Here is a 26,961-nt window from a genome sequence, read left to right as displayed (position 1 = left end):
GTTTTTTCATAATTGTTAGGTTTTATTATATAGATGTCAGCATGTTAATAAGGTTGCGTTAAATTTGCTACAACGGTCTCGGCTATGAGTAGTTGCGTGGGTTAGCACTTAACTTAGCAAGTACACACCAAACTGAAAATCCGTGAGGATTTTCAGAAGTAGGCGAGAACAAGCAATTACTTATAGCCATTGTTGTGCTTTCGTTATTTTTTTAATTCTATTTCGATTAACTCTTTTATTTCTTCTATTTCGTCTTTCAAGTTCGTATGAAACTCCAATTGAGTATTTGATTGAAAATAATGATTGTCGATAAGATTTTCGAATTCCTCGCTATCTAATAGAACTTTATTACGATTGGTTTTAAATTTTGATTCTCCAGTAGAATAATTTGTAAAGGCATTATCCATATTTCTAAAATTAAAATTCTTGTACAAGAATGGCATTAAAATATTGGAAAGATAGGTGGAATAAGTCTTGTCCCACTCTCTAACATAATCAATATTTGAAGTCAATCCGTAAATCTTGCTTTTTAATATTTCAGATTCAATTAATGCAACTTTCCCTGTGTTTAGTCCTTCATTTAAAGTTCCAGTCCTAAATTCAACCTTTACACCTTCAATAGCTATAGCTAGTAAACTGTCCAATGTTCTTGGGTTGTTATCTTCGGGTTTTTCGTTGAACAATTCTAGGATACTCCTTGAACTTTTTATCATACTTTCTATTTTCTCAATTTTCGTATTTGCTAAATCGAGATTTCCGACAAATTCATTGAATAGTCTTTGGTTAAATTCTTTTGATTCACTTTTGTTAATTTGATTAGTGTTCCAATTATTTATTTGAAGAGCAATTAAAATTCCAATAACAACAAGGATTATTTCTCCTATAGCATATTTAAAATACTTTCCAGTTTTTCCTTCTGAAAGTAAATTTTGTCTAATTTTTCTAAAGAATTTTATCATTGGTTATTGGTTGGTTATAATGAAGCACAACGGTTTTGGCTATGGTTTCGTTACGGAATGGTACGCGAGTATCATTCCGCCGTAACCATAAATTTAGCAAAAAGGCTCGAAATTCCGATTAGGAATTTCAGCCGTAATGAACTATAGCCGTTGTTGTGGGTAGTTTTTTTATTTATGTTCATACAAATACCATTCAGTTAAAGGCAAGTTTGAAATCAATAATTTTTTCCCAACGTATAATTGAACGATTCCGCTTTTCTTTCCGTTTTCAGTTATAATATTCCAGTTCAAATTTTTGTCAAATTCCAATACATCGTGTTCATTAAAACGATTTGAGCTGTTACTTTTCCACCATCCTTTTCGGATTGAGTCATTTAAAGTCAGAATTATAAATTGATTGATTAAGACAACTAAAGAAATATACTTTATGTATTTAAAAACCCTTTTCATTTAATAATGTACAAAATAAGAGTCCGTTTCCTGTCCGTTATCAACCATTCTAATTTGCACGTCAAACAATTCAGTCAAAATTTTTTCTTTAGTCGAGTTGTCAAATTCCTCAAATTCCAATTCCTCAATATGTTCCGAAATTTTGTCTCCAGTATGCCATTTTTCCGCAACAATTTTTTCAATCAGGATGTTCAATTCAGGTGAAGGAATTCCCTTTTCAGATTGATGCCAAATAAATTCCTGTCGTTCTTCTGGGTCATTTTCGTCATAGATTGCAATTCCGCTTATCGAATCAACCGTTTCGTTGGTCAATTCAATTTTCTCAACTCCATATAATTTGAGATATGTTTTTAAGAAATTCAATCTTTTAGATCCTTGCATTACGGTTTGGTTAAATTACCCACAACGGTTAGTATATGAGCCGTTCTTAATGGCTTATATACATTGTTGTATGCCGTTTTAGTTTATTATTTTTATTTCCACGTCATCTATCCAAACTGTTCCAAAATCACGAAGGTAAATACCATAATGAATGATGTTCGCATTTTCGTCCACATCTGTTTCGATTTCATACGTTTTCCATTCATTAGATTCTACTCGGCATTTGTCGAGACTATCAAATAATGGAGGTAGTCCTTCATGTGCATCATCTAAGGGATCAGGATCTATCGATAACCTAAGAAAGGCAAAGTTAGATTCAACAATTTCTGCCTTAGCAGCCACCTTCAATTGAATTCTTTTTCCTCTGTATGGTGTTGCATCAATATATTGTCTCAAATTAGATGTTATTTCCCCATATTTTAAGCCTTTTTCACGATTTACAATGGCTGAGTTTTTCCCGCTGTATGCATCGTCTTTACTTACAGTCATTTTTACACCTAGTCGTTGAAACTTTGACCAGGCTACCCACCCATCCGGCACTTCTCCTGGGTTATTATTCTCAAAATCTGTATTTGTAGGCTGATTTAGTTTTTTGGTAATTAACCACATGTGATCATAATCCGAATCATTTATGTCAACAACTGCCGAAGTTGAGTCTAAATATACAAGAGCATCATAGGCTTTTGCTAGATTATATGGCCAATAGAAATGTTCTTCATTGTTTTCATTGTAACCACCTCCAGAATTTCGAGTTGGTCGTTCTTGATTGAACCAATCATAAACATCTCCTTTCTTAGGTAATTTGGTTAGATCAATCACCGCCAGATTCATTCTGGTTTTAGTCATGATGTTTTCTAAAGTTCCTTTTTTTGCCATGCCCATAGAGAAGTCATACATGCCCTTTGAAGGAACTCCTTCATCGATTGCCCTGAATGAGCCTTGATTAAATAAAAATCCAAATATTTTTATCTCATTGCCATACCATTTTTTCATATATGAACCCATCCACTCAATTCCCCATCTAGAAGAATTAGATACATGACTGTTGTGAGCCCAAACAACCATTTTGCTATCATCGCCCTCATGGTCCATAATCCATTTTAGGTTTTGAGCCTGTCCAAGATCTCTTATTGTAGACCAATTTTCAGCATCATTAATGCTTTGTTCTATATACATTTCTACTTGTCGAGTATGCTGTCTAGCAATTTCCCATTCTGAAATACTGGTAGTTTGAATGTATTGGTTCTTATTTTTATCAAACGATTCCATGACAAGTTTTATAGCCTTTAGAGAAGATGAATCTCCTTCTTCGGGAATCCACTGCCGATTTCCAATTAGTTCTGGATTGGAAAATGGAATGCTGAGTTGGCCAAGTTCAGGACGTACACTGTTTTCTGTCGTGGGATCAACTTTGGCCAAATAGTCAAGCATGACTCTTGATGCCCTTTCAGGATTCTGCGTGTCAAATCCGTAAAATTTGACCTTTGTTTCATGACTTGGGTCGGCATTATATTCACGCATCCATTTAATTAAGTCCAATACTTCTTGTGTGTCCCAAGCCCACATATAAATACCTGCTAAAGCTTTTTCTGGTTCTCCAATACCGTCTAGTACGTAACGATTAATATCATAAGCTTCTCCAAAGGGACATTCGAGGGCAAAGATGTTAAAGCCCATCTCTTCGACAAAGTATTCAATCATTCGGTGTTTTAATTGGAATACTTCTTTATTTCCATGAGTGGGTTCTCCAAGGGAAACGATTCGAGCATCTTCAACCATTTCTTTCAATGTTTTAAGGTCCTCAAAACCACTTCTTGGTTGCACAGTTTTAATTGGAACCGCATGTTTAGATATCCATTCCTCAACCTGATTGTCTGCTGACTTCTCAGTACAAGAAAATAATAAGAGCAGAAGAAAGAATAGGTTTGTTTTCATTGTTATTGAAATGAAGATATCAATTATCTAATGGCATACAACTGGTTATATCATCACAAATATAATCGTTTACTCTATAATATTTCGGGATAACAACACTTCTTGTGATTGCTTTTGAGATTTTGTTAACGCCTCTATTGTAGTATCTAACGGACTACTTATCTGCATTAAATCCTTATGTGCTACATGTGTATAAATCATTGTAGTCTCTGGCTTTGCATGTCCCAATAGGAGCTGTATATGCCGTAAATCAACACCATTTTCCATTAGGTGCGTTGCGTAACTATGTCTTAAAACATGTGGCGTTACCCTTTTGGTAATACCTGCCAATTGGCAACTGCGTTTTAAAAACTGCCTAACACTAGTTGCTCCATACGGTCCACCATCACGTCCTTCTATTACAAAGTGTACTGGTTTGTAGGTGCTTAGATAATTCAATAACAACGGTTTTAAAACTTCGCTCATTACAACATTGCGATCTTTACGTCCTTTGCTCTGTATTACGGCAAGCTGATTGCGGCTAAAATCTAAAGCATTTAATTTAAGACTTAACAATTCGCCAATTCTTAAGCCACAAGAGTACATTAAGCCAATAATTGCTCTATGCTTAAGGTTCTTTGTTACTTGTATTAGCGTTATTATTTCATTAGGCGATAATACTACAGGTAATTTCTTACTTTTTTTAGGGCGTTTTAGGTCTTCTGTATCTAACTCTGGTAATTTGCAGTGCATAATTAAATATTTTAGGGCACTAACACATTGCCTATGGCTACTTATACTAAAATTTTCGCCTGCCAAAACAACCTCAAAAAACTTGTCTAAATCCGATTTTTTTATCTCTTTTATTGTTCTTGGTTTGTAGAAATCTAAAAACCGTAGCACAAAATAGCCATAAGACCTAACCGTACTTTGACTTAGGCGTTTTCCTTTTAAAAAACCAGTATACGCTTTAAGTAATTCTTTGAATTCTAAAGGCAAGGCCGCAAACATTTGCTTCATGCTAGCATGGGCAGTTAACTTCCTAGGTGCTACATATGAGTTTTTAGGTGTTTTTTTAAACGCACTATAGTTAACAAAATAACTGTTCGATTTAAAATAATTGAATAAATAATTGAGACTCTGTTTTTTCTGTATAATGTAATACGTGCTATTTGAAGTGCTCCACTGAATGCCCTCTATCTGTTCTACCAATGATTTGGTCTCATTTAAAAATTTAAACGCAATAGCTATAGTAGCCTCATTATTCACCCTAAGTTTTGTTAAGGTAATTGTTCTATTATTTTGCATAATTAAAAAGGTCTTTTCATGTAATTTACACTAAAACAAGCATTTAAATGTCAATAAAATAAAATTGCTACAAATTGTAGTTAGGTATAATAAAAAATAGCCTGATGATTTTCAATTCATATTAAATGCCTTGTTTAATACGGGCTAAATAGTCTCTAGACGCACTTTTATTTTAACATCTTACAGTTTCACTATTCGATGAAATGCAAGGCCTTATGGCATTTATTTCTTATTTTTAGTAGACCAAATCTTAAAATTTTATCTACCATGAAAAATTTGCCCCAACTTTCATTGGCACTGTTATGTGTATTATTTGCCTGTGAAAAAGACACTGATCTAAATGCACAATTAAACGCTGATCCCTTATTTGTTTACGACACAGAACAACAGTTTCTGGTTACTGAATCGTTTTTAATTGATTTTGAAGAATTCACCGCTGGAGATTTTGTTTCTGAAATTACCATTACGGATCCCTTTGAGAATGCTCAGGTAGAAGGGATTACCTTGGCTTTTCCAAACAGCAATGCTGCTATGGTTTTTGATTCGTCTAACCCAACAGGTGGTGATTTTGATATAGGCACACCTAATGCTATGTATGGCGGACCAGGAGTTGGAGCAGGAGGCGCTAGTAATGATACGGCTTTGGGTAACGTACTTATTCTGTCAGAGGATTTAGATGCCAGTGATCCTGATGATATTTTTGAACTTGGCGCGAGCTTCTTTTTTGATTTTAGTGCCAACACTACCGTAACGCTTAACACCTTTGATATTTTAGATATTGAAGAATCACCAAACCCAACAGTGGTTAACCTCTACAATTTAGAAGGCGAACTTATATTTAGCGAGGCGGTTACACCTGGTGGTGACAACTCTAAGGTTGCAGTAAATTTGCAAAGCACACCTAATGTGGCTTTTATGGAAATTATTATGAACAGTTCTGGTGCCATAGATAATATTGCTTTAGATATGGAAATTGAAGAACCTTGTGTAGATTGTGACAGTAATATTGTTGAACTTTCTTTTAGATATAACGGATTTTTGCAAGGCGTGCCTATTAGGGTTGAAACTCCCGAAGGTGAAATACTTCTAGAAGGTGCACTTGAAACCAATGCCGAATTTACCGTTACCATGAGTGAATTAGATGGTACTTTAGGTAAGGATTTGATTGTTTTTGTAGATAATGAACAAGTTTCAACTCTTGCTACAAATTGCTCTCAAGTGATTGGTCCTGGTTATTTATTTGGTGATTTTGAAATTATTGATGGTTTCACCGAAACTGGAGGTCAATTGTGCCCTGTGGTAATAGCTTTTTAAATAGTAAAATATTTGATATTAATCTATAAAAAAGAGGGCTTCTGCCCTCTTTTCTTATTTATTATTTAATTGAGAATTACGCTGCAATCTCTTCCATGGTATGATATACGTTCTGCACATCATCATCTTCTTCTAGCTTCTCAATAAGTTTTTCAACATCTTCCATTTGCTCTGGTGTTAATGTCTTAGTGACTTGGGGTATGCGTTCAAAACCAGATGAAATAATTTCAATATTATTGTCTTCTAAATACGACTGTATGCTACCAAAACTTTCAAATGGCGCATAGATCATCACACTGGTTTGCTCGTTTCCATCTGCATCTTCATCAGTATCCTCAAAAATTTCTTCTACACCAAAATCTATTAGCTCCAGCTCTAATTCTTCAAGATCTAATCCGTCTCCTTTAATTTTAAAATTACAGGTATGGTCAAACATAAAAACCACTGAGCCTTGGGTGCCTAAACTACCATCACATTTATTAAAATAAGAGCGTACATTAGCTACTGTACGTGTATTGTTGTCTGTTGCGGTTTCTATGAGTATAGCTATACCATGCTGGGCATAACCTTCAAAAAGTACTTCTTTATAATCTCCCTGATTTTTATCACTGGCACGCTTTATAGCGCGCTCAATATTGTCCTTGGGCATGTTAACCGATTTGGCATTCTGTATAACAGCTCTTAGACGTGAGTTACTATCTGGGTCTGGTCCTCCTTCTTTCACAGCCATAACAATATCTTTACCAATTCTGGTAAAGGCCTTACTCATGGCTGACCAACGTTTCATTTTTCTTGCTTTTCTAAACTCAAAAGCTCTTCCCATAGGATGTGTCTTATTTTAGTGTGAATTATTAAAGTCTCAAATATAACGGTTTTCTATTTTTTTTTGAAGGTTGAAAACCGACGAATTTAAATTGCAGATTTATTCTTCAACCTCTACAATAGCTTCTATTGCTGCAGCAAGATTAAAGTCCTTTTGTGTAACGCCACCAGCATCATGAGTAGATAGAGAGATTTTTAAAACGTTGTACACGTTTGTCCAATCTGGGTGATGGTTCTGTGCTTCGCACTCAAATGCAATTCTGCTCATAGCACTAAAACAGTCCTTGAAATTATCAAATTCAAATTCTGCATGAATAGCGTTCTTGTGGTATTCCCAATCAGGAAAACGAAGTAATTTTTTTTCTATTGTAGAGTCGTCTAGCTTCATATTTTTTGTTTAACTGAAAATTACTAAATAACCAGCTTGTAAACAAACCTATTTCTGAAGTTCTTCTAAAACATCATCGCTGGTAATCTGTAAATGTTTAGGTAACTTGTTAAATTTTGGTAACACGGCCAAATAACGGTCTTCATTGGTGGTGTAAACACGTTTTAGCTTTACATTTTGATTGGTAATAACAGAAATGAGGTTTTTTATAAACTCGTCATGATGCACCAAATCTGTACTTCCCAAATGAAAAATACCGTACTTATTTCTATTAATGATATAATGTACTTGTTGGGTTACCTTTTTATCTAGGGTTACGTTCATAATAAGGTTTGGGAAAATCTCAACCGATTCCTTTTCGCCAATAAGTGCTTTTATTTCTTGTATTCTTGGTGAATTAGGACCAAATACCATTGGTAATCTTAAAACTGCCACCTGCTTTTTGGGTAAACGCAAAAGCATGTTTTCTATCTTAATTTTAAAATGGCCGTATTTACTATGGCTCAAGGTCTTATCGAGCTCGTAGCTTGGGTATTTGCTATATGCATCAAAAGCGTTTGCAGAAGATAAAAAGATAATTTTGCTGCCATATTCTAAAGCATATTCTACAATATGTTGGTGAGCAATTATCTGTGCATGAAAATCACCTCGTATGGCAGAAATAATGATAGATGGTTTGCAAGCCTCTAAAATCTCATAGGCATCGTCTTCCTCTACATTATACTGAAAAAATTGCTTGTTATTTTCAAATTCCTTGTGAGGTGTTCTGTAGGTGCCATAAGTTCTGAAGTAAGGACCTAGTTCCTTATACATGGCATTACCAATGTAACCACTTCCTCCAAGTATAAGGATACGATGCTTGTTTAAATCTTTCTTCATTAATCTTCCAGCGAATTAAACACTTACTGGGCTTTGTAAAAAGGAAGTTTAACAACAGTAGCCGGAATGGCTTTCTTTCGCACCTGAATATTTATTTTGCTGTCTACTTTAGAGAATACTTTTGGTACATATCCCAATCCTATACCAACACCAAGGCTAGGACTCATTGTACCAGAGGTAACATTACCAATGGTTTTGCCACTGCTATCTACAATATCATAGCCATGTCTTGGAATACCGCGATCATCTAATTTAAAAGCAACTAACTTGCGTTCTGGCGTGCGTTCTTTTTCGGCTTGTAGGGCTTCACTGTTTGTAAATTCTTTATTGAATTTGCATACCCAACCTAAACCTGCTTCAATAGGAGAGGTAGTATCATCTATATCATTTCCGTAAAGACAATAACCCATTTCTAATCGTAAGGTGTCTCTTGCAGCCAATCCAATTGGTTTTATACCATAAGCCTCACCAGCTTCTAATACCTTATCCCAGACTTGCTTTACTTCAGAATTCTTGCAATAAATCTCAAAGCCACCACTACCAGTATACCCAGTTGCAGAGATGATAACATGCTCAATACCTGCAAAATCACCAACTATAAAATTATAAAACTTTATGGCTGACAAATCATGGCTAGATAAGGATTGCATGGCTTCAACTGCTTTGGGACCTTGTATGGCAAGTAAGGAATAGTTTTCGCTTAAATCTCGCATTGTAGCACCAACATCATTTTTAGAAGAAATCCAGTTCCAGTCTTTTTCTATGTTACTGGCATTGACCACCAAGAGGTAAGTCTCGTCCTTAATTTTGTAAATAATTAAATCATCTACAATACCGCCATCGTCATTTGGTAAGCAACTGTATTGCGCTTTCCCAATTTCTAATTTTGAGGCATCGTTACTAGATACCTTCTGTATAAGGTCTAAGGCATTTGGTCCTTCAATTAAGAATTCGCCCATATGCGAAACATCAAAAACACCAACTGCATTTCTAACGGTTTCGTGCTCTATATTAACGCCTTCGTACTGTACAGGCATATTGTAACCAGCAAAGGGTACCATTTTGGCGCCAAGTGCAACGTGAGAGTCTGTTAGTGCAGTGTCTTTCATTATCGGTATTTTTTTAAGGTTGTGATATTAAAATGCTGGGCAAAATTAAGCAATTTTGCGAGTTAAATTTTAATATTATGTTAGAATTTAAACTAAAAAAAACCACCTATTAAGGTGGTTTTAAATGGATATATTTTCAGTTTTAAAACTGATATCGTATACCTAATGCGATATCAAAATCTAAATCGTCATTAAAGTCACCAAATCCTAATTCTGGTCTAAAGTCTAAAGACAACAGTAAGGGAATATCGAAGTTGTACTCAATACCTACGTTACCTGCAACAAATACAAAAGTCTCATCATCTGCAAGAGGGTTGTCAAATGAGTAAGATCCTAATCCACCACCTGCACCAGCATACCAGTTAAAGTCACCATCTAGTTCCCAAACCCATTGATAAATTCCTGTTAGCTTAAAGCCATCGTACTCATTACCACTGCGCCATCCCAAATCTACTTCTAGTCTGTTTGCATCTCCTAAAGCTCTTTGGTAAGAGATCTCGGCACCAAATCCATCACTATCACCAAGTCTTAAACCTATGGCGTTATCTGCAATTTCTTGTGCGTTAACAAATAAAAGTCCAGTAAAAATAGCCACTGTTGATAAAAATAATTTTCTCATAATATTTCGTTTTTAATTGATTTCAGAAAACTTTACAAAAATAACGCCAAAAGCAATTTATTATTAGAATTCTTTATAGATTTATAAACATATTTATTCAGATTAAATGAGTCTAAAATCAGCATTAATTCATCTCAAAACTGAGCTTAAAGGCGAATTGTATTTAGATGATTTAATGCGTAAGCTATATGCTACAGATGCTTCTGTGTATAGAAAAATGCCCATAGCTGTTGCTATGCCCAAAGATGTAGCAGATTTAAAGTTACTTATTGCCTTTGCCAGCTCTAATGGCACCTCAATAATACCAAGAACTGCTGGCACGTCTTTAGCTGGGCAGTGTGTGGGTGAAGGTATTGTTGTAGATGTATCTAAATACTTCACAAAAATCATTGATATTAATGAAAAGGCTAAAACCGTAACTGTACAGCCTGGTGTGGTGAGAGATGAGTTGAATAATTATCTTAAACCATTTGGCCTCTTTTTTGGACCTAACACATCAACTTCTAACCGCTGCATGATAGGAGGAATGGTAGGGAACAATTCTTCTGGTACAACATCAATACAATATGGTGTCACAAGAGATAAGATTGTTAGTTTAAAAACCATTTTAAGTGATGGTAGCGAGGTGTTATTTGGTTCACTTTCAAACAAGGAATTTGAGGATAAGATTAAACTAAATTCGCTTGAAGGTGCTATTTATAACACCATCTATAATAATCTAAAACAAGAGGATGTGCAGCACGAGATAGTCGCTCAATTTCCTAAACCAGAAATTCACAGAAGAAATACAGGTTATGCTATTGATAAACTTATAAAAACCAACGTTTTTAATTCTTCATACGATTCAGTTAACGACTTTAATATGTGCCATTTACTTACTGGGAGTGAAGGAACATTGGCATTTACCACAGAAATCACTTTACAACTTGATAATTTGCCACCAATAGAAAACGCAATGGTTGCACTTCATTTTGAAAGTGTTGAAAAGTGCCTAAAATCGGTTGAATCCTTAATGCAACACAACTTGCATACCTGCGAAATGATGGATGATTCTATTCTCAATTTAACTAAGCATAATAAGACACAGCAAGAAAATAGACGTTTTATCGAAGGTAATCCTGTTGCTGTTTTAATGTGTGAGCTAAAGGCCAATTCAGATGAAGAATTAAACACACAATTAAAAGCATTTATAGATACTGTAGATAAATTAGACCTAAGCTATGCAAAACCTGTTTTAAAAGGTGAGGATATTTACAAGGCATTAGAATTACGTAAAGCTGGTCTGGGATTGCTAGGTAATATAATTGGCGATGAAAAGGCCGTAGCATGCATTGAGGACACAGCTGTTTCATTAACGGATTTAGACAATTACATCAATGAGTTTACAGCTTTGATGGGCAAATACAATCAAAAAGCAGTGTACTATGCACATGCTGGTGCAGGTGAGCTGCATTTGCGTCCAATACTAGATTTAAAACAGTCAAAAGACGTGAAGCTATTTCGAGAAATTACTAGTGATGTGGCACAGTTGGTAAAGAAATACAAGGGCTCAATGTCTGGAGAACATGGTGATGGTATTGTACGCGCAGAGTTTATTCCGTTAATGATTGGTGCAAGCAATTATGAAATCCTCAAAAATATTAAATCTGCCTTTGATCCTAATAACATTTTTAATCCGGGTAAAATTGTAGATGCTTATCCTATGGATAAAAATTTGCGATATGAGGCAGAAAGGGTAGAACCTAATATAGAAACTGTACTAGATTTCTCTAGTGCACAAGGCATATTACGAGAGGCTGAAAAGTGTAATGGTTCTGGAGACTGTAGGAAACTGCCAGAGTTTGGTGGTACTATGTGTCCTAGTTACAGAGCTACCCAAGACGAAAAAGATACCACAAGGGCGAGAGCTAATGCATTACGTGAATATTTAACACACTCTTCAAAGCCCAACAGATTTAATCATAAGGAACTTAAAGACGTTTTTAGCCTTTGTCTAAGTTGTAAGGCTTGCGCTAGTGAATGCCCAAGCAGCGTAGACGTGGCAAGCTTAAAAGCCGAATTTGAATATCAGTATCAAAAAGCTAACGGAACAACGTTTAAAGACCGATTTTTTGCAAATGCCACTAAGTACAATAGAATAGGATCTAAAGCACCAGGTTTCTTTAACGCATTGTTTAAGACAAAATTTGTAGCACTATTTATAAAATTGGTATTGGGTGTGCATTCAGAACGATCGTTCCCTAAGTTTTCAAGGCCTTTTAAAGCGGATTTTAAGAAGGATGATAAATCAGAAAATGAATATATAAAAACAGTGTATTTATTCGTAGATGAATTCACTAATTTCTTAGAATCAGACATTGCATATGATGCTAAACATATACTTGAATCATTAAATTATAAAGTACATATAATCAATAATATAGAGAGTGGAAGATCTTTTATATCAAAAGGCTTTTTGGATGAAGCCAAAAACATTGCAAATAACAACATTGCAACATTAAAAGACCGAGTATCTAAGGATACACCACTTATAGGAATTGAGCCCTCTGCTATACTTAGTTTTAGAGATGAATATTTAAGATTAGCTGATGATAAGAATGCCGCTCAGAGGTTGGCAGAGCATACGTTTTTAATTGAAGAATTTCTTCAAAATGAATTAGAACTTGGGAATATCTCATCAGATCAATTCACAGACAAGGAAGCACGGATCAAATTTCACGGACACTGTCACCAAAAGGCACAGTCTAATCAAAAATCAAGCTTTGATATTCTTAATATACCAGTTAATTATAAGGTAACTCTTATACCAAGTGGTTGCTGTGGTATGGCTGGTAGTTTTGGTTATGAGAAAGACAACTATAATGTTAGTATGCAAATAGCTGAGCAAACATTATTGCCTGCGGTCCGCAAGGCTAGAAATGAGACTATTATTGTTGCCAATGGAACTAGTTGCAGGCATCAGATTAAAGATGGTACAGGAGTTGTTGCAAAACATCCTATTACAATTCTAAAAGAAGCACTAATTTGATTTTTGTTTCTCTTATAATACGATTACTTTAGCAAAAAAATTATAAATGGCAGGAAATTCCTTCGGAAAGTTGTTTAAACTCACCACATATGGAGAGTCGCATGGTGTTGCAATAGGTGGCATAATTGATGGTTGTCCGGCTGGGATAGAACTAGATTTTGATGCTATTCAGAATGAATTGGATAGGCGTAAACCTGGTCAGTCTAAAATTGTGACGCAACGTAAAGAACCAGATTCGGTTGAATTTTATTCAGGAGTTTTTGAAGGTGTAACTACTGGAACACCTATTGGTTTTGCCATTAAGAATACCAACCAAAAATCTAAGGATTATTCCCATATAAAAGATGTCTATAGACCAAGTCATGCTGATTATACTTATGACAAAAAATATGGTGTAAGAGACTACAGAGGAGGTGGTAGGAGTTCTGCAAGAGAAACGGCATGCCGTGTTGTTGCTGGTGCTATTGCCAAACAGTTCTTAAGCTCTATTAAGATAAATGCATTTACTTCTGCAGTAGGCGATATTCAGTTAGATAAGCCCTATCAAGATTTAGATTTTAATAATATTGAGTCTAATGTTATTAGATGTCCAGATGATATTGTTGCACAGCAGATGATTTCACGCATCAATGAGATAAAGAAAAAAGGAGATACTATAGGTGGTGTTATTTCATGTGTAATACAAAATGTACCAGCAGGATTAGGTGAACCGGTTTTTGATAAACTCCATGCTGAGTTAGGCAAGGCCATGCTTTCTATAAATGCGGTAAAAGGATTTGAATATGGTAGTGGCTTTGAAGGTTCTAAAATGTTAGGTAGTATTCATAACGATAAATTCAACGAAGATGGCAGTACACAAACTAATTTATCTGGTGGAGTACAAGGTGGTATTAGCAATGGTATGGATATATATTTCAATGTAGCATTTAAGCCAGTTGCGACTACATTACAAAAACAAGATACTATAAACAGTTCTGGTGAAACCGTTGAAATGCAAGGCAAAGGAAGACATGATCCATGCGTTGTACCAAGAGCAGTACCCATCGTAGAAGCTATGGCAGCATTGGTTATAGCAGATTATATGTTATTACGCAGGCAAGAAACAAACAAATAGTTTAACAGACTAACAAATCAAATAAACTCTTAATTTAAGGAGGTTCATTAGCTTATGAAAAAAATTGCTCTACACTGGAAGATTATCATAGGGATGGTACTAGGTATCATCTTTGGTTTTATTATGAACTCCAATGGTGGTCAAGGATTTGTTTCGGATTGGATAGCGCCATTCGGTACCATTTTTATAAACCTGCTTAAGCTAATTGCCGTTCCGCTGATTTTGGCTTCCTTAATTAAAGGGATTTCAGATTTAAAGGATATTTCTAAAATAAGGGATATGGGACTGCGTACTATATTAATTTATATCACTACCACCTTAGTGGCAATTGTCATTGGATTATCTATTGTAAACTTTGTTAAACCTGGTGAAGGTATGCCTGAAGAAACAATTGCCAAAATTAAAATGAAGTACGAAAATGATGCTGGTGTAACAGATAAGTTATTAAAGGCAACTGCGCAAAAGGATGCAGGTCCATTACAGGCATTAGTAGATATTTTTCCGAGTAATATATTTCAAGCAATGGGAGAAGCCAAAATGCTTCAGATTATTTTCTTTGCCATGTTTGTAGGGATTTGTTTGCTGTTAATCCCAGAGAAAAAAGCCAAACCCATGGTCGATATTTTCGATTCCTTAAATGAGGTAGTTATGAAAATGGTTGACGTTATTATGCTATTTGCTCCTTATGCTGTTTTTGCATTAATGGCAAATGTTATCATTGCATTTGATGATACCGAGATATTAATTAAACTATTGCAATATGCATTCTGCGTTGTTGGTGGTCTTATATTAATGATAGGTTTCTACCTAATATTGGTGAAAGTCTATACTAAGAAATCACCTCTTTGGTTTTTAAGTAAAATCAGTCCGGCACAATTATTAGCATTTTCTACCAGTAGCAGTGCTGCTACGCTACCTGTTACTATGGAACGTGTAGAGGAGCACATTGGTGTAGACAAAGAAGTATCTGGTTTTGTGTTACCAGTAGGCGCCACTGTAAATATGGATGGTACTAGTTTGTACCAAGGTATTGCTGCTGTATTTATTATGCAGGTTATATGGCCTGAAGGCCTATCGTTTACCAATCAGCTAATAATAGTGGCAACAGCACTATTAGCTTCAATAGGAAGTGCTGCTGTACCAAGTGCAGGTATGGTAATGCTTGTAATAGTATTAGAATCTATTGGATTTCCACCAGAATTATTGCCTATAGGACTGGCATTGATTTTTGCCGTAGACAGACCTTTGGATATGTGCAGAACCGTGGTGAATGTAACAGGTGATGCCACAGTGTCAATGATGGTTGCTAAATCTTTAGATAAGTTACATGACCCTAAACCTAAAGAGTGGGATGACAATTATGAAGCCGTAAAATAATTTTCTTAGCTCATTAAAAGTAATTAACTTTAAACCTCTACATAACCAATTAAAAATACACATCTATGAACATTTGCTTTATAATGTATCCATGGGAAAAAATTGATGCCGAAAATGATACAAGCTTGGCGCTGATAAGAGAATGTGCTAAACGCAAACATGGTGTTGCCATGTGTACACCTGCGAATCTTACCATAAGAGATAGCGTAACAAATGCTTTTTGTACTGTTATAGGTCGCATGGAAAAAGTCCCTTCTACCTTAAAGGCGTTTTATAGAAAGGCTGAATTAAGAGAAGAGATGCTACCACTTGCTGGTTTTGATGCTATCTTTTTTAGAGCTAATCCACCATTGGATCCTATAATGTTGAATTTTTTAGATTCTGTAAAGGATGATGTGTTTATTATAAACTCACTGCAAGGCATGCGCGAAGCAAATAATAAGCTATATACAGCTGCTTTTGGTGATGCTCATAGTAACATTATTCCAAACACTCATGTTTCAAAAAATAAAGACTACTTAATAAAACAAATTAAAGAGTCTAAGGCAGATAAAATGATACTTAAACCATTGAATGGTTTTGGAGGTTCTGGTGTTATTTTAATTGAAAAGTCTGCGATGAGCAATATTAATTCCTTATTAGATTTTTACATAACCACTGGTGAAGGCGAATCTAACTATGTCATTTTGCAAGATTACATAGAAGGCGCAGACCAAGGCGATGTAAGGATTCTACTTTTAAACGGTGAGCCTGTTGGTGCAATGAAACGTGTTCCTGGTAAAGACGACCATAGATCTAACGTTTCTGCTGGAGGTTCCGTTCAAAAGCACGCTTTAACTAAAGCAGAAAAAGCACTTTGTAAGCAAATAGGACCTAAATTGGTTAAAGATGGGCTCTACTTTGTTGGTATAGATGTTATAGGAGGCAAACTAGTTGAAGTGAATGTTATGTCACCTGGAGGTATTACTTATATCAATAAGGTTTATAAGAACAAACGTAAAGTAGAAGAAAAGGTAATTGACTTTCTTGAAAGTAAGGTCGTTGATAAACTTCAAGCTTTTGATAGGCGCACTAGGTTGCGTAAAGCGGTTGATGAGGCTTAATCAAAATATTGATGAACAAGTCACATAAACTTGCTTCTGATTTAATCTCTGTTGATTGGTTAAATTCTAATTTACAACTGAATAATTTAGTTGTGCTAGATGCTACTATTAATAAAAAAACAGATAGTAATTCAGACTGTATTCCAAAAGCAAGATTTTTTGATATTAAAGGAAAATTTAGTGATGTAAATGCAAAATTCCCAAGTACCTTACCAAGTGAAAGTCAATTTGAAAAGGAAGCTCAAGCATTAGGTATTAATGGAGATTCTCTTATTGTTGTTTATGACGATAGAGGCATTTATTCTTCCGCTCGCGCATGGTGGCTTTTTAAGACATTTGGATTCAATAATATTGCGGTATTAGATGGTGGTTTACCAGAATGGACAGCAAACAATTTTGAACTAGACTATTTTGATCAAACAGCCATATGTACTGGTGATTTCTCAGCAAATTATCAGCCAGAATTAATGACTGATTTTTTGGGTCTTCAATCATTTATCGATGATTCGCAAGCACTAATTATAGATGCCAGATCAAAAGATAGATTTGATTGTTTGGTTGATGAACCTAGAGCAGGTTTGAGACGTGGCACCATACCAAATTCTATAAATTTGCCATACACAGAGCTGTTCAATAACAATAAATTGAAACCAGTAAAGGAACTTTCAACAATCTTTAATAAATTAGTAACTAAGGAATCAAAATTAGTATTTAGTTGTGGTTCTGGTATTACTGCTTGTATATTGGCTTTATGTGCTAATCTTTGTGATTATAAAAATCTAGTAGTCTATGATGGTTCATGGACAGAATATGGAACTCTAACACAATAAAGAATGAAAACAATCGACTGGACAAGAGATGAACTGGTAGCTTACATTTTACTTTTTGCTGCCAATTCAGACTTTAAAGAAGACAATAAGGAACGTAATGTTATTATTTCTAAAGTAGATAGGGATACCTTCCAAGAAATCCATGACGAATTTAATAACGACAATGATTATCAAGGTATTCAAAAAATAATGACAAGCCTACGACAACATAATTATGAAAAGGATGATATTGAAGTATTATTAGCAGATATAAAAACATTGTTTTTTGCTGATGGAGAATTTAGTATCAATGAAAAAAATCTTCTTAAATCACTAGAACGTTTATTCAAAACATTATAATGCAGAGACTATCTATAGATTCTATTATAAGTAAAATAGAAGCAGAAGAAACATTTCATGCCGTTTCAAATGATTATTCATTCACTTTAAAGATTGACAGCTATGTACCGTACGTGTGCGGTGCGGTGCATGATGGCCACCAATTTAGAAGATCACTTTGGGACAATTGTTTGCATACTGAATATGAAAGATGGTATGAGGAAGATCCTGAGACTAAAAACATGGTAATATCGCATCCCATTTTAATTGCAGGATGTGATTCGCGTTTCGAATATGACCTTAACAGGCCACCTGAAGAAGCTGTTTTTGAAACCGCTTGGGGCAAAGAACTTTGGAAAGAACCATTATCGGATAATGAAAAAGCTCAAAGCCTTCAAAAACACAATAATTTTTATAAGGTTGTTGAAGTTTTAATATCGAAAATCGAAGATAAATTTGGTGTATGCATTGTTTATGATATGCATAGTTATAACTGGAAACGTTGGGATAGGGAAGTACCTACATGGAATCTAGGAACCTCTAATATAGATAATGAAAGATTTGGAGACCAAGTGGAATCTTGGAGACAAATGTTGACGGGTATTAATCTGCCCCATGGTATTAAGCAAACAGCAGCTGAAAACAATACGTTTTATGGCAATGGATATTTTCTAAAATTCATTACCAAAAACTTTCAGAATACATTAGTTTTGGCAACTGAAATTGCAAAAGTATATTGTGATGAATTAGATCAAATAATTTATCCTGAAGTAGTTGCTGCAGTTGAACAACAATTAAGAACACTTTTGCCAAAACACGCTGAGGCTTTCTGCGATACTTTTAAATAAAATGTCTAAAATAAAAATAACAGAAGATTACCAGGATTTATTTGATATAGATGGAAATCTTAATCGATTAGTTAAGAACATAGAGGTTCTCAATTACATAAATCCTTTAAATATAGCTTCTGAGAAAAAGAAGTTTTTTTCTGCTAAATATAATTACGAACCAGAGTTTAAATATCCAAAGATTAGGTTTAATGGTTATAAGCTACATCGTTTATTTTTTTCTCAGCGTTTAGAGCGTATTATAGATGATGATATTAGACAATTATATGAGGATATCATTTATGAATACTCTGGTTTAATAGAATGTATTGAAACAATTGGTCACGGTAGGAAGTTTTACTTTAATAGCCTTAAAAGCTTTGGTACACCTACTGAGAAGGATTTAGAGAATGCTACATTTATTCTTCGGTTTGATGATTCTGATTTTAATGAGGAAATGCTTCCTATGTATAACGTTACGGAGGCAAGAGCCTATTTTGATGAATTTTCTAAACGCTATGACTTTAAGTACAATATTAAGATTTCTAATAATTTGTCTGCTGCCGCAATGGTGCTTAATAACACGCAGACCTTAGTATTAAGGAAAAGCCATAAATTCAGTCTTAATCAACTTAAAGTACTTACCAATCATGAAATAGGAGTGCATATGGTAACGACGTTTAATGGTTTAGACCAACCTTTAAAAGTATTTTCTAACGGTTTCCCTAATAATGTAGAGACACAAGAAGGACTCGCTGTTTATTCTGAGTTTATGAGTGGTTGTTTAACTATTGAGCGATTAAAAGAATTGGCTTTTAGAGTTATTGCAGTAGATAGCTTACACAAGGGTTATAATTTTGCAGATACATTTCATTTATTGCATAGTCAGCATAAGCTAAATAGAGACAAGGCTTTCACAATTACACTGCGAGTGCATAGAGGAGGAGGTTTTACTAAAGACCATCTTTATTTACGTGGTATAAGGAACGTTTATAAGTATGCTAAAAGTGATAATGACTTAGGTGTTCTTTTAACGGGTAAAGTGAGTCAGGAGTATATCCCAACAATTGAGAAGCTTCAGGATAAAGGATTGGCAATAGCACCGAAATACATTACCGATGCTTATGTAAATAATGATAACGCAGATCCTAATTTAGATTTTATTTTAAAAAGTTTGAAATAAGAAACTTTCTATTAATAAAAATGTAAAACCCCAAAGCGAGATGTTTCGGTCTATCATCTTCAATGACACTAATTGCAGGTTAGACATGTCTGCAACTAGAATTCAACTCATTCCCAACTAACAGAAGCTAGGGTCGAATTAACATTATCTTGCTTTGAGGTTCGCTACATTACTAAGCTTAAAACCATTACTTAAAAAGCTTAGATCTAAATTAATTGAGAAATATTTATTAAGAAACCAATACTGAGTGTATTGGTTTCTTTAGTAAGTGAAATGTGTGTTTTGCTGAGTTATAAATTTATTCGTTTGCCATTTGGATATTTTACAGAATAAGAATGCTTAACTTTTTTGCTTTCTCCAGATTTCAATTCAATTGTCCATTTTAAAAGTCCTTTTTCTTTATCGTATTGAGAATTTCCCGTATTAATATCATCTAGTTTTATGGATCTGTCTTGAGTTAATGGAATCCTATCTAACAATGTCAATTGTATATCTGTTTGCTTGTTGTTTCTGACCTCAATATCAAAAGCTTTATAAACTACTTTGTTATTACCTATAAAAGTTGATTTTTTAAAGTCTTTGTTTTGGGTACGTTTTACTATAATATTTGGATCAACTCCCAATGATATTGTTAAGCTATCCGTAGTTGCACCAGGATTGATATTTGTCTTACCAGAATAGCTACCTTCAAAATAGATGTTAGCTTCAGCAGGTAAGAGGTTATACTGTTCCCAATTACCAATTTTTGCTGTTAGAAATACATTTTCATTTAAAACAGGTGCAGCGAAGTAATCATATTTTGTTGGCACATAGAAATTGTCTATTTCAATAACAGTTATATCACCATCAGATGGTATGGTATATTTTTCTTCAATTTCAAAACGAGTGTTTGTTATACCAGTTTCAACTACAACACCTAATTCATTCAGTTTTCTTTTAGAACTATTTAAGGTTTTAATAATTAAAACACCATTTGAAGCTCTATTGCCATATATAGCTGTTGCTCGTGAGTCTTTTAATACCTCGATTGATTCTATGGTATCAGGATTTATGTTTTTTGCAGCGCTTGCTTTTACAGGAACTCCATCAACGATATACAATAGGTTGCTTTTGCCATTAACCGTATTTGACCCTCTAATCGTAATTCCAGCTGCCTTGCCATATAGACTATTAACAATATCTTCGGAATAGACCGTTGATGAGTACTTAAAAGAATCGTTTGTTGAGGTACCATAACCAACGACCACAACTTCTTCCAATTTATTGCCCTCATTTAAGCTTACATTCATGATACTTGAATGAATAGGTAAAACCTCATTATCCATACCAACATATGAATAGATCAACTCTTCGTTACCACTTGTTCTTAAAGTGTATCTACCATCGAAATCTGTTTGTGTGCCGTTGGCAGTGCCTTTTTCTATAACTGTTACACCAGGTAGCGGTAATCCATCTGAGGCAGAAGTTATAACACCAGTAACGGTTTTAACTAAGGGATTGTACTTGTAATTGTAACTGCGGGTTGAACGTTGAGAATTATAATTACTATATGGACTTATGAAGTTGAGGAATTTTGGATTAAGGATAGGCTTCACATTGTTTGTGTTAGGATCACCTGTAGACAAAATCAGTTTCACATTAGACCAATCGCAACCAGTATTTTGATATACATGGGCCTTATATTCTAGCTTTATTGGTTTATTGATTTCATTTGATTTTAGATCGTAAATTGGGAACCATCCTGCTTCTTTAATATTATACGAAATCTTTAGACTCAGTGATTTCGGTTTATTTGTATTAAGCTTAAGCTTTATTTCTCCAGTTTGTACCTTTTCATCTACATTAAACTCATTTAATTGATTAACAACATCAGATTTCCCTAATTCAAAGCCTCTAATTTTAGAATTAGAACTATTGATAGCTTGCTTTAATTCGGTTATTCTTTTTCTATAATAAGAAGCAAAAGCCTTAAGCTGATCTAGATTTACCACTTCTGTTTCATTACCTAAGCGCTTATTACTCTGTATTAAACTCATCTCTTCATTGAAACCAGAAATTAGATCATTTTGCTCTTGTATTTTGGCATTAATGATTTTAAGCTCACCTTTTAATATAACAATAGAATCTGTCTGTTTTTGCTTAGAAAGATAGTTAATACCATAATTTATAGATAAAATAGAAGCACCGTTAAGTCCAGATATCTGAATACTGCTTTCATCAATATATGGCGATAATTTATTAAAAGTTATCTCTGTTGTACCAGACTGAAGATAAACCTTTGCTGTTCTGTTTATTTCAGCTCCATCTAGATACACAGTAACCTTAGAGATCTTACTTTGTTCTTGACTGTTAACTTGAAAAGTTAGAAGTAGTGAAATAATTAAGTGGGAAATAGTTTTCATAGTGGTTAATGTTTTGATTTAGTCAAAACTATAATCGATTAATCACGATAAAAACCAATAATGAGTTAAGCATAAATTAAATCTAGTAAAACTTATTTTTGAGTGAGTGAAACGGAAATGACAATGTGCAACTCATAGAAGATTTTGGTTACTTTATTTTTTTAATCAAAAGTTTTGGCGATACATCGAATAAATTTATTTGAAGATCATAGATATTTTATATTTATACTATCAAAACAAATGTGCTATTAATTATTTTGTTGTTTCCCTCATTCAACAAAAATTAAAATTTGTTAAGACACAATAGTTTTAAGTAAGTTGTTAATTTAAAAGAGCCTTTTAGTATGGATGCTAAAAGGCTTTTTTATTTCATGAACTTGGCCTGTAAATCTGGAGTGGGTATCATACAAGCATCTTTTCTTCCAAACCATTTATACCTATTTTTTGCTATATAATTATATACCAAATCCCTTAGTACTGTTGGTATTATAAAGAATATTGATAGTAATTTAGTTGGGTAGTTTAACTGATTTGCAATGCGAAGTGCTGCACTAGATTTGTGATATATTTTATGATTTATTGGATCAAATAAAAGTATTGAATCTGTCTTTTTAGTATCAATTTTAAATTCTTCTATTATTTCATTCCCAATTTCACTTTGTAATGGTGCAAATAAAAATTTATTCTTTTTATCGCGCTTAATGACATATAAAACACTACTATTACAAAGATTGCAAACGCCATCAAAAAGTATTACCTGCTTGTCTTTTGGTATATTATCTATCACATTGCAAAGATAGGTCTATAGCTTATAAAGAATTTAAAAATTGCGTTAAATCCATATCCTTTTCTAATGCCAGTTTTTTCTTTAAACGATATTTAGATTTTAATACACTATCTGGTAAAACATTTAGCATAGAAGCAATTTCTTTGGTTGTTAAATTCATTCTTAGGAAGGACGCCAGTCTTATTTCTTTTTCTGTTATATCTCCAGCAATTGACTTTATTTTTTGATCAAAGTTGTTATGAACCTCTGAGAAATATGACTTAAAAACCTCCCAATCCTTATCTTCTGCACTTTCTTTCTTTAACAACATCACAAGACGTCTAAATTCTATTTTAAACAATTCAGGTGATTTTTTAATCTTTTCTAAGTTCTCTTTAAGCTCTTGAATAAATGTATTTTTCTGCACCAAATGTAATGTTTGGGAAGCCAATTCTTTCTTCTTAAAGTCTATTTCCTGCTTGTAGATTTCCTCTTGTTTTTCACGTTCAATCTTGTTCTTCTTCATACGTTGACGAAATCCAAAAAACAGGAGGCCAGATGTTAAAACACCAGCTATTGCTCCACCACCATATAATATTTTAGACAGTTTATCATTTTCCGCTTTGGCATTAAGTGTTTTAATTTCTTCTTCTTTTAGAATTATTTCTGCCTCTTTTTGTTCAGTTTTATGTATTATTCTTAATTCATTTATTTGTGATTTATTGTTTCTCAATAAAGTTGAATCTTGATACTTTTTATATAACTCATAATTGCTGAGAGCCTCCTTGAAGTTATTTTGAAGCTTAAATGTTTCTGATTTTGTTAAATATATATTGGCTCTACTCTCTAGTTCTAGTTTATCATTCATAAGTAATTGATTGAGTAACTCTTGAGTCTGGATATACAATCCAATATTACTATAGTATTTTGCTAATCTTATATTAGAGTAGGTTATCATCGTATCATATCCAATAGAACTTGCAATCTCCTTGCATTCGTCAATAAGCTTTTTGGCAGCACCATAATCTTTTGATTCCATATAAATATCTATAAGGTGGGATTTACTTACAATTAGGATTGACAAATAATCATTTGGTTCTGAAATACTGATGCTTCTATTAAAATATTCTTTTGCTTTATCATAATCCTTCTTAAACTTATAAGAAATACCTAGAATATTACATATTTGAGACTGATATTCTATATCCTCAAATTCCTCATATATTTTCAAGGCCTGCAGGCTGTATTCAATTGAAGAATCAAAATTTTCTAGAGAGTTTTCAATTATTGCTATTTTATTTTTAGCATCTGCTATTCTTATTTTTTTGTTCAGATTCTCCAATATTTTAAGACTATTTAAAACACTCTTCAAAGCCAATTGATATTGCTCTTTCTGAATAAATATGGAGCTTTCTAAGTCGTAAGCCAACGCTATTGCCATAGAATCATTAATTGCTTTATTAAATTCTAAGTTTTTTGAATTAATTTCTTCTGCTTTATCGAGATTACCAAGTGAAATTTCCAAGTTTGCCAGACTATGATTTGAAATAGAAATTTGTTCGAGGTTATTTGCTTCTTTTGATAATTTTATAGTCTTGTCAATATAAAATCTTGCTGAATCGTGTTTACTTAAAATATTGTATATCACGGCAAGATGATGGGATGCTTTAATCTGAAATTCAATTTTATTTAACTTATCGGATAAGGCTTGCTGTTCATAAGCATATGCCTTTGCTTTTTTAATATCTCTATAGATATAATGAGATGCAATCTTGTTTATTGCTTTAAGCTTTATACTGTCAACATTAGAAGTTGCCCTAATATTTAATAGACTATCAATTTTTTTTTGACCTTGAGCAAAAACACAAAATGTAAATGAAAAGAAAACAATAATGTTGTGGCGATTGAACATAACTTAACAATAAAATATTTCACTCACGAAGTTAATTAATTTAAATACGCCATAGACATGGCAGTCTTTGAGCATGTTATATCTCTAACCCATCTGTCCATACTATGTCTATATAATATTAAATGCAATAGCATTGTAAATATATGAAATACAAACACATACAAATTTTTGGTTTTTCGAATTGAACCTTTATATATATGCAAAATCCCGCCATATGTCCATGGTTTGTCCATATAATTAATTAGATATTAGAAGGTTGCGCATCTAGTTTTGAGCCAGAAACAATTCGCAAAATCAATTATTATGAAAACAATTATCAAAAATTTAAAATGTATTATGATGTGTACTTTGCTAACCCTTACAATTGGATGTAGCAAAGAAGAAGATGAAATAAGACCAGGAAATGGTGTTATAGAGGAGGTCAATGGTATTTCTGCAGAGGAATTAGAAAATTATGGTGGAGATTTAGGCCTAATACTAAACACAAGAGGTATAGTTAAAAAAGGGTATAACCCAAGTAAGGTTATAATTTCTACAAATGCCAACCAAGACAATTATGATCAAGAGTTAAATATTGATCCATTTACAAATATTGCTCAATTGAAAATAGTAGTGGATGATCTAACTGAAAGTGCTGAAAATGAACTCAGAAATGGTTTGGCTCTTGATGTAGAGGTAATAGACGCTTCAGGCAATATTATTGTTAATAATTCATATAGTATTGTATCATTTGAAGAGGGAAGTAATCAGATTGATATAAATGGATCAGAATTAGAAGAAGTTTTTGAAGAACTGGATTTCAATCCAAGTGTACGCTATTATTTTCAATTGGTGGATCCAAGTGGAAATTATGGCAACAGAATCGTATGGAAACCTGGAAGTGGCGATACTGGAAGCCTAAGGCTAAAAGAAAGAGTATCGTCTTTTAATCAAGGAACAACAAGTGAGCAGTTTTACATTTATAAATATTCTAATGAAGATAATGAGTTCGCTTTTTATTCAGCAATTACCAATCGCTATTTAAGAATTGGTTCTTCTACAAGAACTTTTAGACAATCTGGAGAATACTCTTATCCATCAACAAGTCCAAATTCACTTGGAAATGACTTGAGATTTAAAATTCAAAAAGAAACTAACGGATTATATACTATTCGAGGAGTGGCAGATAATAATGTATTGAGGAGAACAATAAACGGATCTGATATTAATTGGCATACTAATACATCTGGAACTATTCAATATTTTAAAATAATTGCTTTAGATGTCGATTGGAATGTTACAGAACTCAGTACTGAACATTTACAACCAATTTTACCTGCTGTTGATACATCATTTGGATTTAATAGTACCCTTAGAAATTGTGGTTCGGGTAGTTTAGAGCAACAAGTTGGTGTTGAGAGAGAAGTAACTACTACTTATACGAGCTCGGTTTCAGAAACTATAGGATTTAGTGGAAGAACCACAACAAGTGTCGATGTATCAGTGAGTGCAACTGCAGAAGCCAGTTTTTTTGGTAATGGTGGGTCTGTAACAGGTGAGGTTTCTGCAGGTTTAGAAGTATCGGTTGAGGCAAGTTCTGAATCTACTGTATCAAGTGAAGAATCTACCTCAGAGACTAATACATTTTTTTCTAATCGTACTGTAACCGTACCTGCTGGAAGTGCATCTTTAGTTTATGACGCCTATCAAACTTATAGTAATGTTAGGGTCCCCTATGTAAAAAGATTAAGAATTAAAGGTACCCATTCAGAGTCTAGCGCATCATTTTCTGGGATAGAAATCGCTTCTCAATTACATATGACGAGATTCACTGGGGTTATAACAAATATTGGGTCTGATTTTGTTGAAATTACCGTACAAGGTAATATGTATTTAGATAATATGGTAGATACGCAAACGGAAGTAAGAGATGTTGCAGCGAATTGTAACTAATATTGCTAGCAATTCTTAGGGTAGCT

Annotated in this window: 22 protein-coding genes; 10 read left to right on the top strand and 12 right to left on the bottom strand. The window is 33.8% G+C overall.

Annotated features, from left to right (window positions below):
• Positions 1-203: 203 nt before the first annotated feature.
• The 4 genes from ACFWV9_RS10635 to ACFWV9_RS10620 form a co-directional block, all read right to left on the bottom strand.
• Positions 204-959 (bottom strand): hypothetical protein, encoded by a 756-nt coding sequence (locus ACFWV9_RS10635; protein WP_411895195.1) that lies wholly within the window; start codon positions 957-959, stop codon positions 204-206.
• A 450-nt stretch (positions 960-1,409) separates the two neighbouring features.
• Complete coding sequence (locus ACFWV9_RS10630; protein ID WP_411895194.1) at positions 1,410-1,790, bottom strand: hypothetical protein; 381 nt, start codon at positions 1,788-1,790, stop codon at positions 1,410-1,412.
• Between the two features lie 78 nt (positions 1,791-1,868).
• Positions 1,869-3,725 (bottom strand): erythromycin esterase family protein, encoded by a 1,857-nt coding sequence (locus tag ACFWV9_RS10625; protein ID WP_411895193.1) that lies wholly within the window; start codon positions 3,723-3,725, stop codon positions 1,869-1,871.
• Positions 3,726-3,794: 69 nt separating this feature from the next.
• Positions 3,795-5,012 carry a tyrosine-type recombinase/integrase gene (locus ACFWV9_RS10620; RefSeq protein WP_411895192.1) on the bottom strand — a complete coding sequence of 406 codons (1,218 nt, stop codon included), beginning with the start codon at positions 5,010-5,012 and terminating at the stop codon, positions 3,795-3,797.
• A 267-nt stretch (positions 5,013-5,279) separates the two neighbouring features.
• On the opposite strand from ACFWV9_RS10620, the gene ACFWV9_RS10615 reads away from it, so the two are divergent.
• A complete protein-coding gene (locus ACFWV9_RS10615) occupies positions 5,280-6,326 on the top strand; it encodes a hypothetical protein (protein ID WP_411895191.1) in 1,047 nt (348 codons plus the stop codon).
• A gap of 76 nt (positions 6,327-6,402) precedes the next feature.
• Here the strand turns inward: ACFWV9_RS10615 and ACFWV9_RS10610 are convergent, their stop codons facing one another.
• The 5 genes from ACFWV9_RS10610 to ACFWV9_RS10590 all read right to left on the bottom strand — a co-directional run bounded on the left by ACFWV9_RS10610 (position 6,403) and on the right by ACFWV9_RS10590 (position 10,143).
• Positions 6,403-7,149: a YebC/PmpR family DNA-binding transcriptional regulator gene (locus ACFWV9_RS10610; protein WP_411895190.1), complete on the bottom strand. Its 747-nt coding sequence runs from the start codon at positions 7,147-7,149 to the stop codon at positions 6,403-6,405.
• Between the two features lie 99 nt (positions 7,150-7,248).
• Positions 7,249-7,536 carry a 4a-hydroxytetrahydrobiopterin dehydratase gene (locus ACFWV9_RS10605; protein ID WP_411895189.1) on the bottom strand — a complete coding sequence of 96 codons (288 nt, stop codon included), beginning with the start codon at positions 7,534-7,536 and terminating at the stop codon, positions 7,249-7,251.
• Positions 7,537-7,584: 48 nt separating this feature from the next.
• A complete protein-coding gene (locus tag ACFWV9_RS10600) occupies positions 7,585-8,415 on the bottom strand; it encodes a sugar nucleotide-binding protein (RefSeq protein ID WP_411895188.1) in 831 nt (276 codons plus the stop codon).
• A 23-nt stretch (positions 8,416-8,438) separates the two neighbouring features.
• Positions 8,439-9,524, bottom strand: coding sequence for a glycine cleavage system aminomethyltransferase GcvT (gene gcvT / locus ACFWV9_RS10595; RefSeq protein ID WP_411895187.1), 1,086 nt, complete (start codon positions 9,522-9,524; stop codon positions 8,439-8,441).
• Positions 9,525-9,666: 142 nt separating this feature from the next.
• On the bottom strand, positions 9,667-10,143 hold the full coding sequence (locus ACFWV9_RS10590; RefSeq protein ID WP_411895186.1) for a hypothetical protein: 477 nt from the start codon (positions 10,141-10,143) through the stop codon (positions 9,667-9,669).
• A gap of 106 nt (positions 10,144-10,249) precedes the next feature.
• Between ACFWV9_RS10590 and ACFWV9_RS10585 the strand changes: the two genes are divergently transcribed.
• From ACFWV9_RS10585 to ACFWV9_RS10550, 8 genes are all read left to right on the top strand, one after another.
• On the top strand, positions 10,250-13,171 hold the full coding sequence (locus tag ACFWV9_RS10585; protein ID WP_411895185.1) for an FAD-binding and (Fe-S)-binding domain-containing protein: 2,922 nt from the start codon (positions 10,250-10,252) through the stop codon (positions 13,169-13,171).
• A 46-nt stretch (positions 13,172-13,217) separates the two neighbouring features.
• The gene (gene aroC / locus ACFWV9_RS10580) at positions 13,218-14,285 is read left to right on the top strand and encodes a chorismate synthase (protein WP_411895184.1); all 1,068 of its coding nucleotides are present in this window, start codon (positions 13,218-13,220) and stop codon (positions 14,283-14,285) included.
• A 54-nt stretch (positions 14,286-14,339) separates the two neighbouring features.
• The gene (locus tag ACFWV9_RS10575) at positions 14,340-15,662 is read left to right on the top strand and encodes a dicarboxylate/amino acid:cation symporter (RefSeq protein ID WP_411895183.1); all 1,323 of its coding nucleotides are present in this window, start codon (positions 14,340-14,342) and stop codon (positions 15,660-15,662) included.
• Between the two features lie 65 nt (positions 15,663-15,727).
• Complete coding sequence (gshB, locus tag ACFWV9_RS10570; RefSeq protein WP_411895182.1) at positions 15,728-16,765, top strand: glutathione synthase; 1,038 nt, start codon at positions 15,728-15,730, stop codon at positions 16,763-16,765.
• Positions 16,766-16,776: 11 nt separating this feature from the next.
• Entirely contained in the window at positions 16,777-17,595 is an 819-nt protein-coding gene (locus ACFWV9_RS10565; protein WP_411895181.1) for a sulfurtransferase, read from the top strand.
• Positions 17,596-17,598: 3 nt separating this feature from the next.
• The gene (locus ACFWV9_RS10560; protein WP_411895180.1) at positions 17,599-17,934 is read left to right on the top strand and encodes a hypothetical protein; all 336 of its coding nucleotides are present in this window, start codon (positions 17,599-17,601) and stop codon (positions 17,932-17,934) included.
• Positions 17,934-18,761 (top strand): N-formylglutamate amidohydrolase, encoded by an 828-nt coding sequence (locus tag ACFWV9_RS10555; RefSeq protein ID WP_411895179.1) that lies wholly within the window; start codon positions 17,934-17,936, stop codon positions 18,759-18,761. Before ACFWV9_RS10560 ends, ACFWV9_RS10555 begins: the two co-directional genes overlap by 1 nt.
• Position 18,762: 1 nt before the next feature.
• The gene (locus ACFWV9_RS10550) at positions 18,763-19,923 is read left to right on the top strand and encodes a flavohemoglobin expression-modulating QEGLA motif protein (RefSeq protein ID WP_411895178.1); all 1,161 of its coding nucleotides are present in this window, start codon (positions 18,763-18,765) and stop codon (positions 19,921-19,923) included.
• A gap of 290 nt (positions 19,924-20,213) precedes the next feature.
• Here the strand turns inward: ACFWV9_RS10550 and ACFWV9_RS10545 are convergent, their stop codons facing one another.
• From ACFWV9_RS10545 to ACFWV9_RS10535, 3 genes are all read right to left on the bottom strand, one after another.
• Positions 20,214-22,325, bottom strand: a complete 2,112-nt coding sequence (locus ACFWV9_RS10545) for a mucoidy inhibitor MuiA family protein (protein ID WP_411895177.1) — start codon at positions 22,323-22,325, stop codon at positions 20,214-20,216.
• A 364-nt stretch (positions 22,326-22,689) separates the two neighbouring features.
• Positions 22,690-23,112 (bottom strand): thiol-disulfide oxidoreductase DCC family protein, encoded by a 423-nt coding sequence (locus ACFWV9_RS10540; RefSeq protein WP_411895176.1) that lies wholly within the window; start codon positions 23,110-23,112, stop codon positions 22,690-22,692.
• 22 nt (positions 23,113-23,134) lie between these two features.
• Positions 23,135-25,003, bottom strand: a complete 1,869-nt coding sequence (locus ACFWV9_RS10535; RefSeq protein ID WP_411895175.1) for a tetratricopeptide repeat protein — start codon at positions 25,001-25,003, stop codon at positions 23,135-23,137.
• A 303-nt stretch (positions 25,004-25,306) separates the two neighbouring features.
• Between ACFWV9_RS10535 and ACFWV9_RS10530 the strand changes: the two genes are divergently transcribed.
• Entirely contained in the window at positions 25,307-26,935 is a 1,629-nt protein-coding gene (locus ACFWV9_RS10530) for a hypothetical protein (RefSeq protein WP_411895174.1), read from the top strand.
• Positions 26,936-26,961: the final 26 nt, after the last annotated feature.

The sequence above is a fragment of the Winogradskyella sp. A2 genome, from assembly GCF_046762865.1.
Taxonomy (GTDB): domain Bacteria; phylum Bacteroidota; class Bacteroidia; order Flavobacteriales; family Flavobacteriaceae; genus Winogradskyella.
This window is presented reverse-complemented; position numbering and strand designations above follow the sequence as displayed.

What these genes read in the sequence shown, in the direction of transcription:
- ACFWV9_RS10635 (WP_411895195.1), bottom strand. Translation starts at nt 959, where the DNA reads ATGATAAAATTCTTTAGAAAAATTAGACAAAATTTACTTTCAGAAGGA.
- ACFWV9_RS10630 (WP_411895194.1), bottom strand. Translation starts at nt 1,790, where the DNA reads ATGCAAGGATCTAAAAGATTGAATTTCTTAAAAACATATCTCAAATTA.
- ACFWV9_RS10625 (WP_411895193.1), bottom strand. Translation starts at nt 3,725, where the DNA reads ATGAAAACAAACCTATTCTTTCTTCTGCTCTTATTATTTTCTTGTACT.
- ACFWV9_RS10620 (WP_411895192.1), bottom strand. Translation starts at nt 5,012, where the DNA reads ATGCAAAATAATAGAACAATTACCTTAACAAAACTTAGGGTGAATAAT.
- ACFWV9_RS10615 (WP_411895191.1), top strand. Translation starts at nt 5,280, where the DNA reads ATGAAAAATTTGCCCCAACTTTCATTGGCACTGTTATGTGTATTATTT.
- ACFWV9_RS10610 (WP_411895190.1), bottom strand. Translation starts at nt 7,149, where the DNA reads ATGGGAAGAGCTTTTGAGTTTAGAAAAGCAAGAAAAATGAAACGTTGG.
- ACFWV9_RS10605 (WP_411895189.1), bottom strand. Translation starts at nt 7,536, where the DNA reads ATGAAGCTAGACGACTCTACAATAGAAAAAAAATTACTTCGTTTTCCT.
- ACFWV9_RS10600 (WP_411895188.1), bottom strand. Translation starts at nt 8,415, where the DNA reads ATGAAGAAAGATTTAAACAAGCATCGTATCCTTATACTTGGAGGAAGT.
- gcvT (WP_411895187.1), bottom strand. Translation starts at nt 9,524, where the DNA reads ATGAAAGACACTGCACTAACAGACTCTCACGTTGCACTTGGCGCCAAA.
- ACFWV9_RS10590 (WP_411895186.1), bottom strand. Translation starts at nt 10,143, where the DNA reads ATGAGAAAATTATTTTTATCAACAGTGGCTATTTTTACTGGACTTTTA.
- ACFWV9_RS10585 (WP_411895185.1), top strand. Translation starts at nt 10,250, where the DNA reads ATGAGTCTAAAATCAGCATTAATTCATCTCAAAACTGAGCTTAAAGGC.
- aroC (WP_411895184.1), top strand. Translation starts at nt 13,218, where the DNA reads ATGGCAGGAAATTCCTTCGGAAAGTTGTTTAAACTCACCACATATGGA.
- ACFWV9_RS10575 (WP_411895183.1), top strand. Translation starts at nt 14,340, where the DNA reads ATGAAAAAAATTGCTCTACACTGGAAGATTATCATAGGGATGGTACTA.
- gshB (WP_411895182.1), top strand. Translation starts at nt 15,728, where the DNA reads ATGAACATTTGCTTTATAATGTATCCATGGGAAAAAATTGATGCCGAA.
- ACFWV9_RS10565 (WP_411895181.1), top strand. Translation starts at nt 16,777, where the DNA reads ATGAACAAGTCACATAAACTTGCTTCTGATTTAATCTCTGTTGATTGG.
- ACFWV9_RS10560 (WP_411895180.1), top strand. Translation starts at nt 17,599, where the DNA reads ATGAAAACAATCGACTGGACAAGAGATGAACTGGTAGCTTACATTTTA.
- ACFWV9_RS10555 (WP_411895179.1), top strand. Translation starts at nt 17,934, where the DNA reads ATGCAGAGACTATCTATAGATTCTATTATAAGTAAAATAGAAGCAGAA.
- ACFWV9_RS10550 (WP_411895178.1), top strand. Translation starts at nt 18,763, where the DNA reads ATGTCTAAAATAAAAATAACAGAAGATTACCAGGATTTATTTGATATA.
- ACFWV9_RS10545 (WP_411895177.1), bottom strand. Translation starts at nt 22,325, where the DNA reads ATGAAAACTATTTCCCACTTAATTATTTCACTACTTCTAACTTTTCAA.
- ACFWV9_RS10535 (WP_411895175.1), bottom strand. Translation starts at nt 25,003, where the DNA reads ATGTTCAATCGCCACAACATTATTGTTTTCTTTTCATTTACATTTTGT.
- ACFWV9_RS10530 (WP_411895174.1), top strand. Translation starts at nt 25,307, where the DNA reads ATGAAAACAATTATCAAAAATTTAAAATGTATTATGATGTGTACTTTG.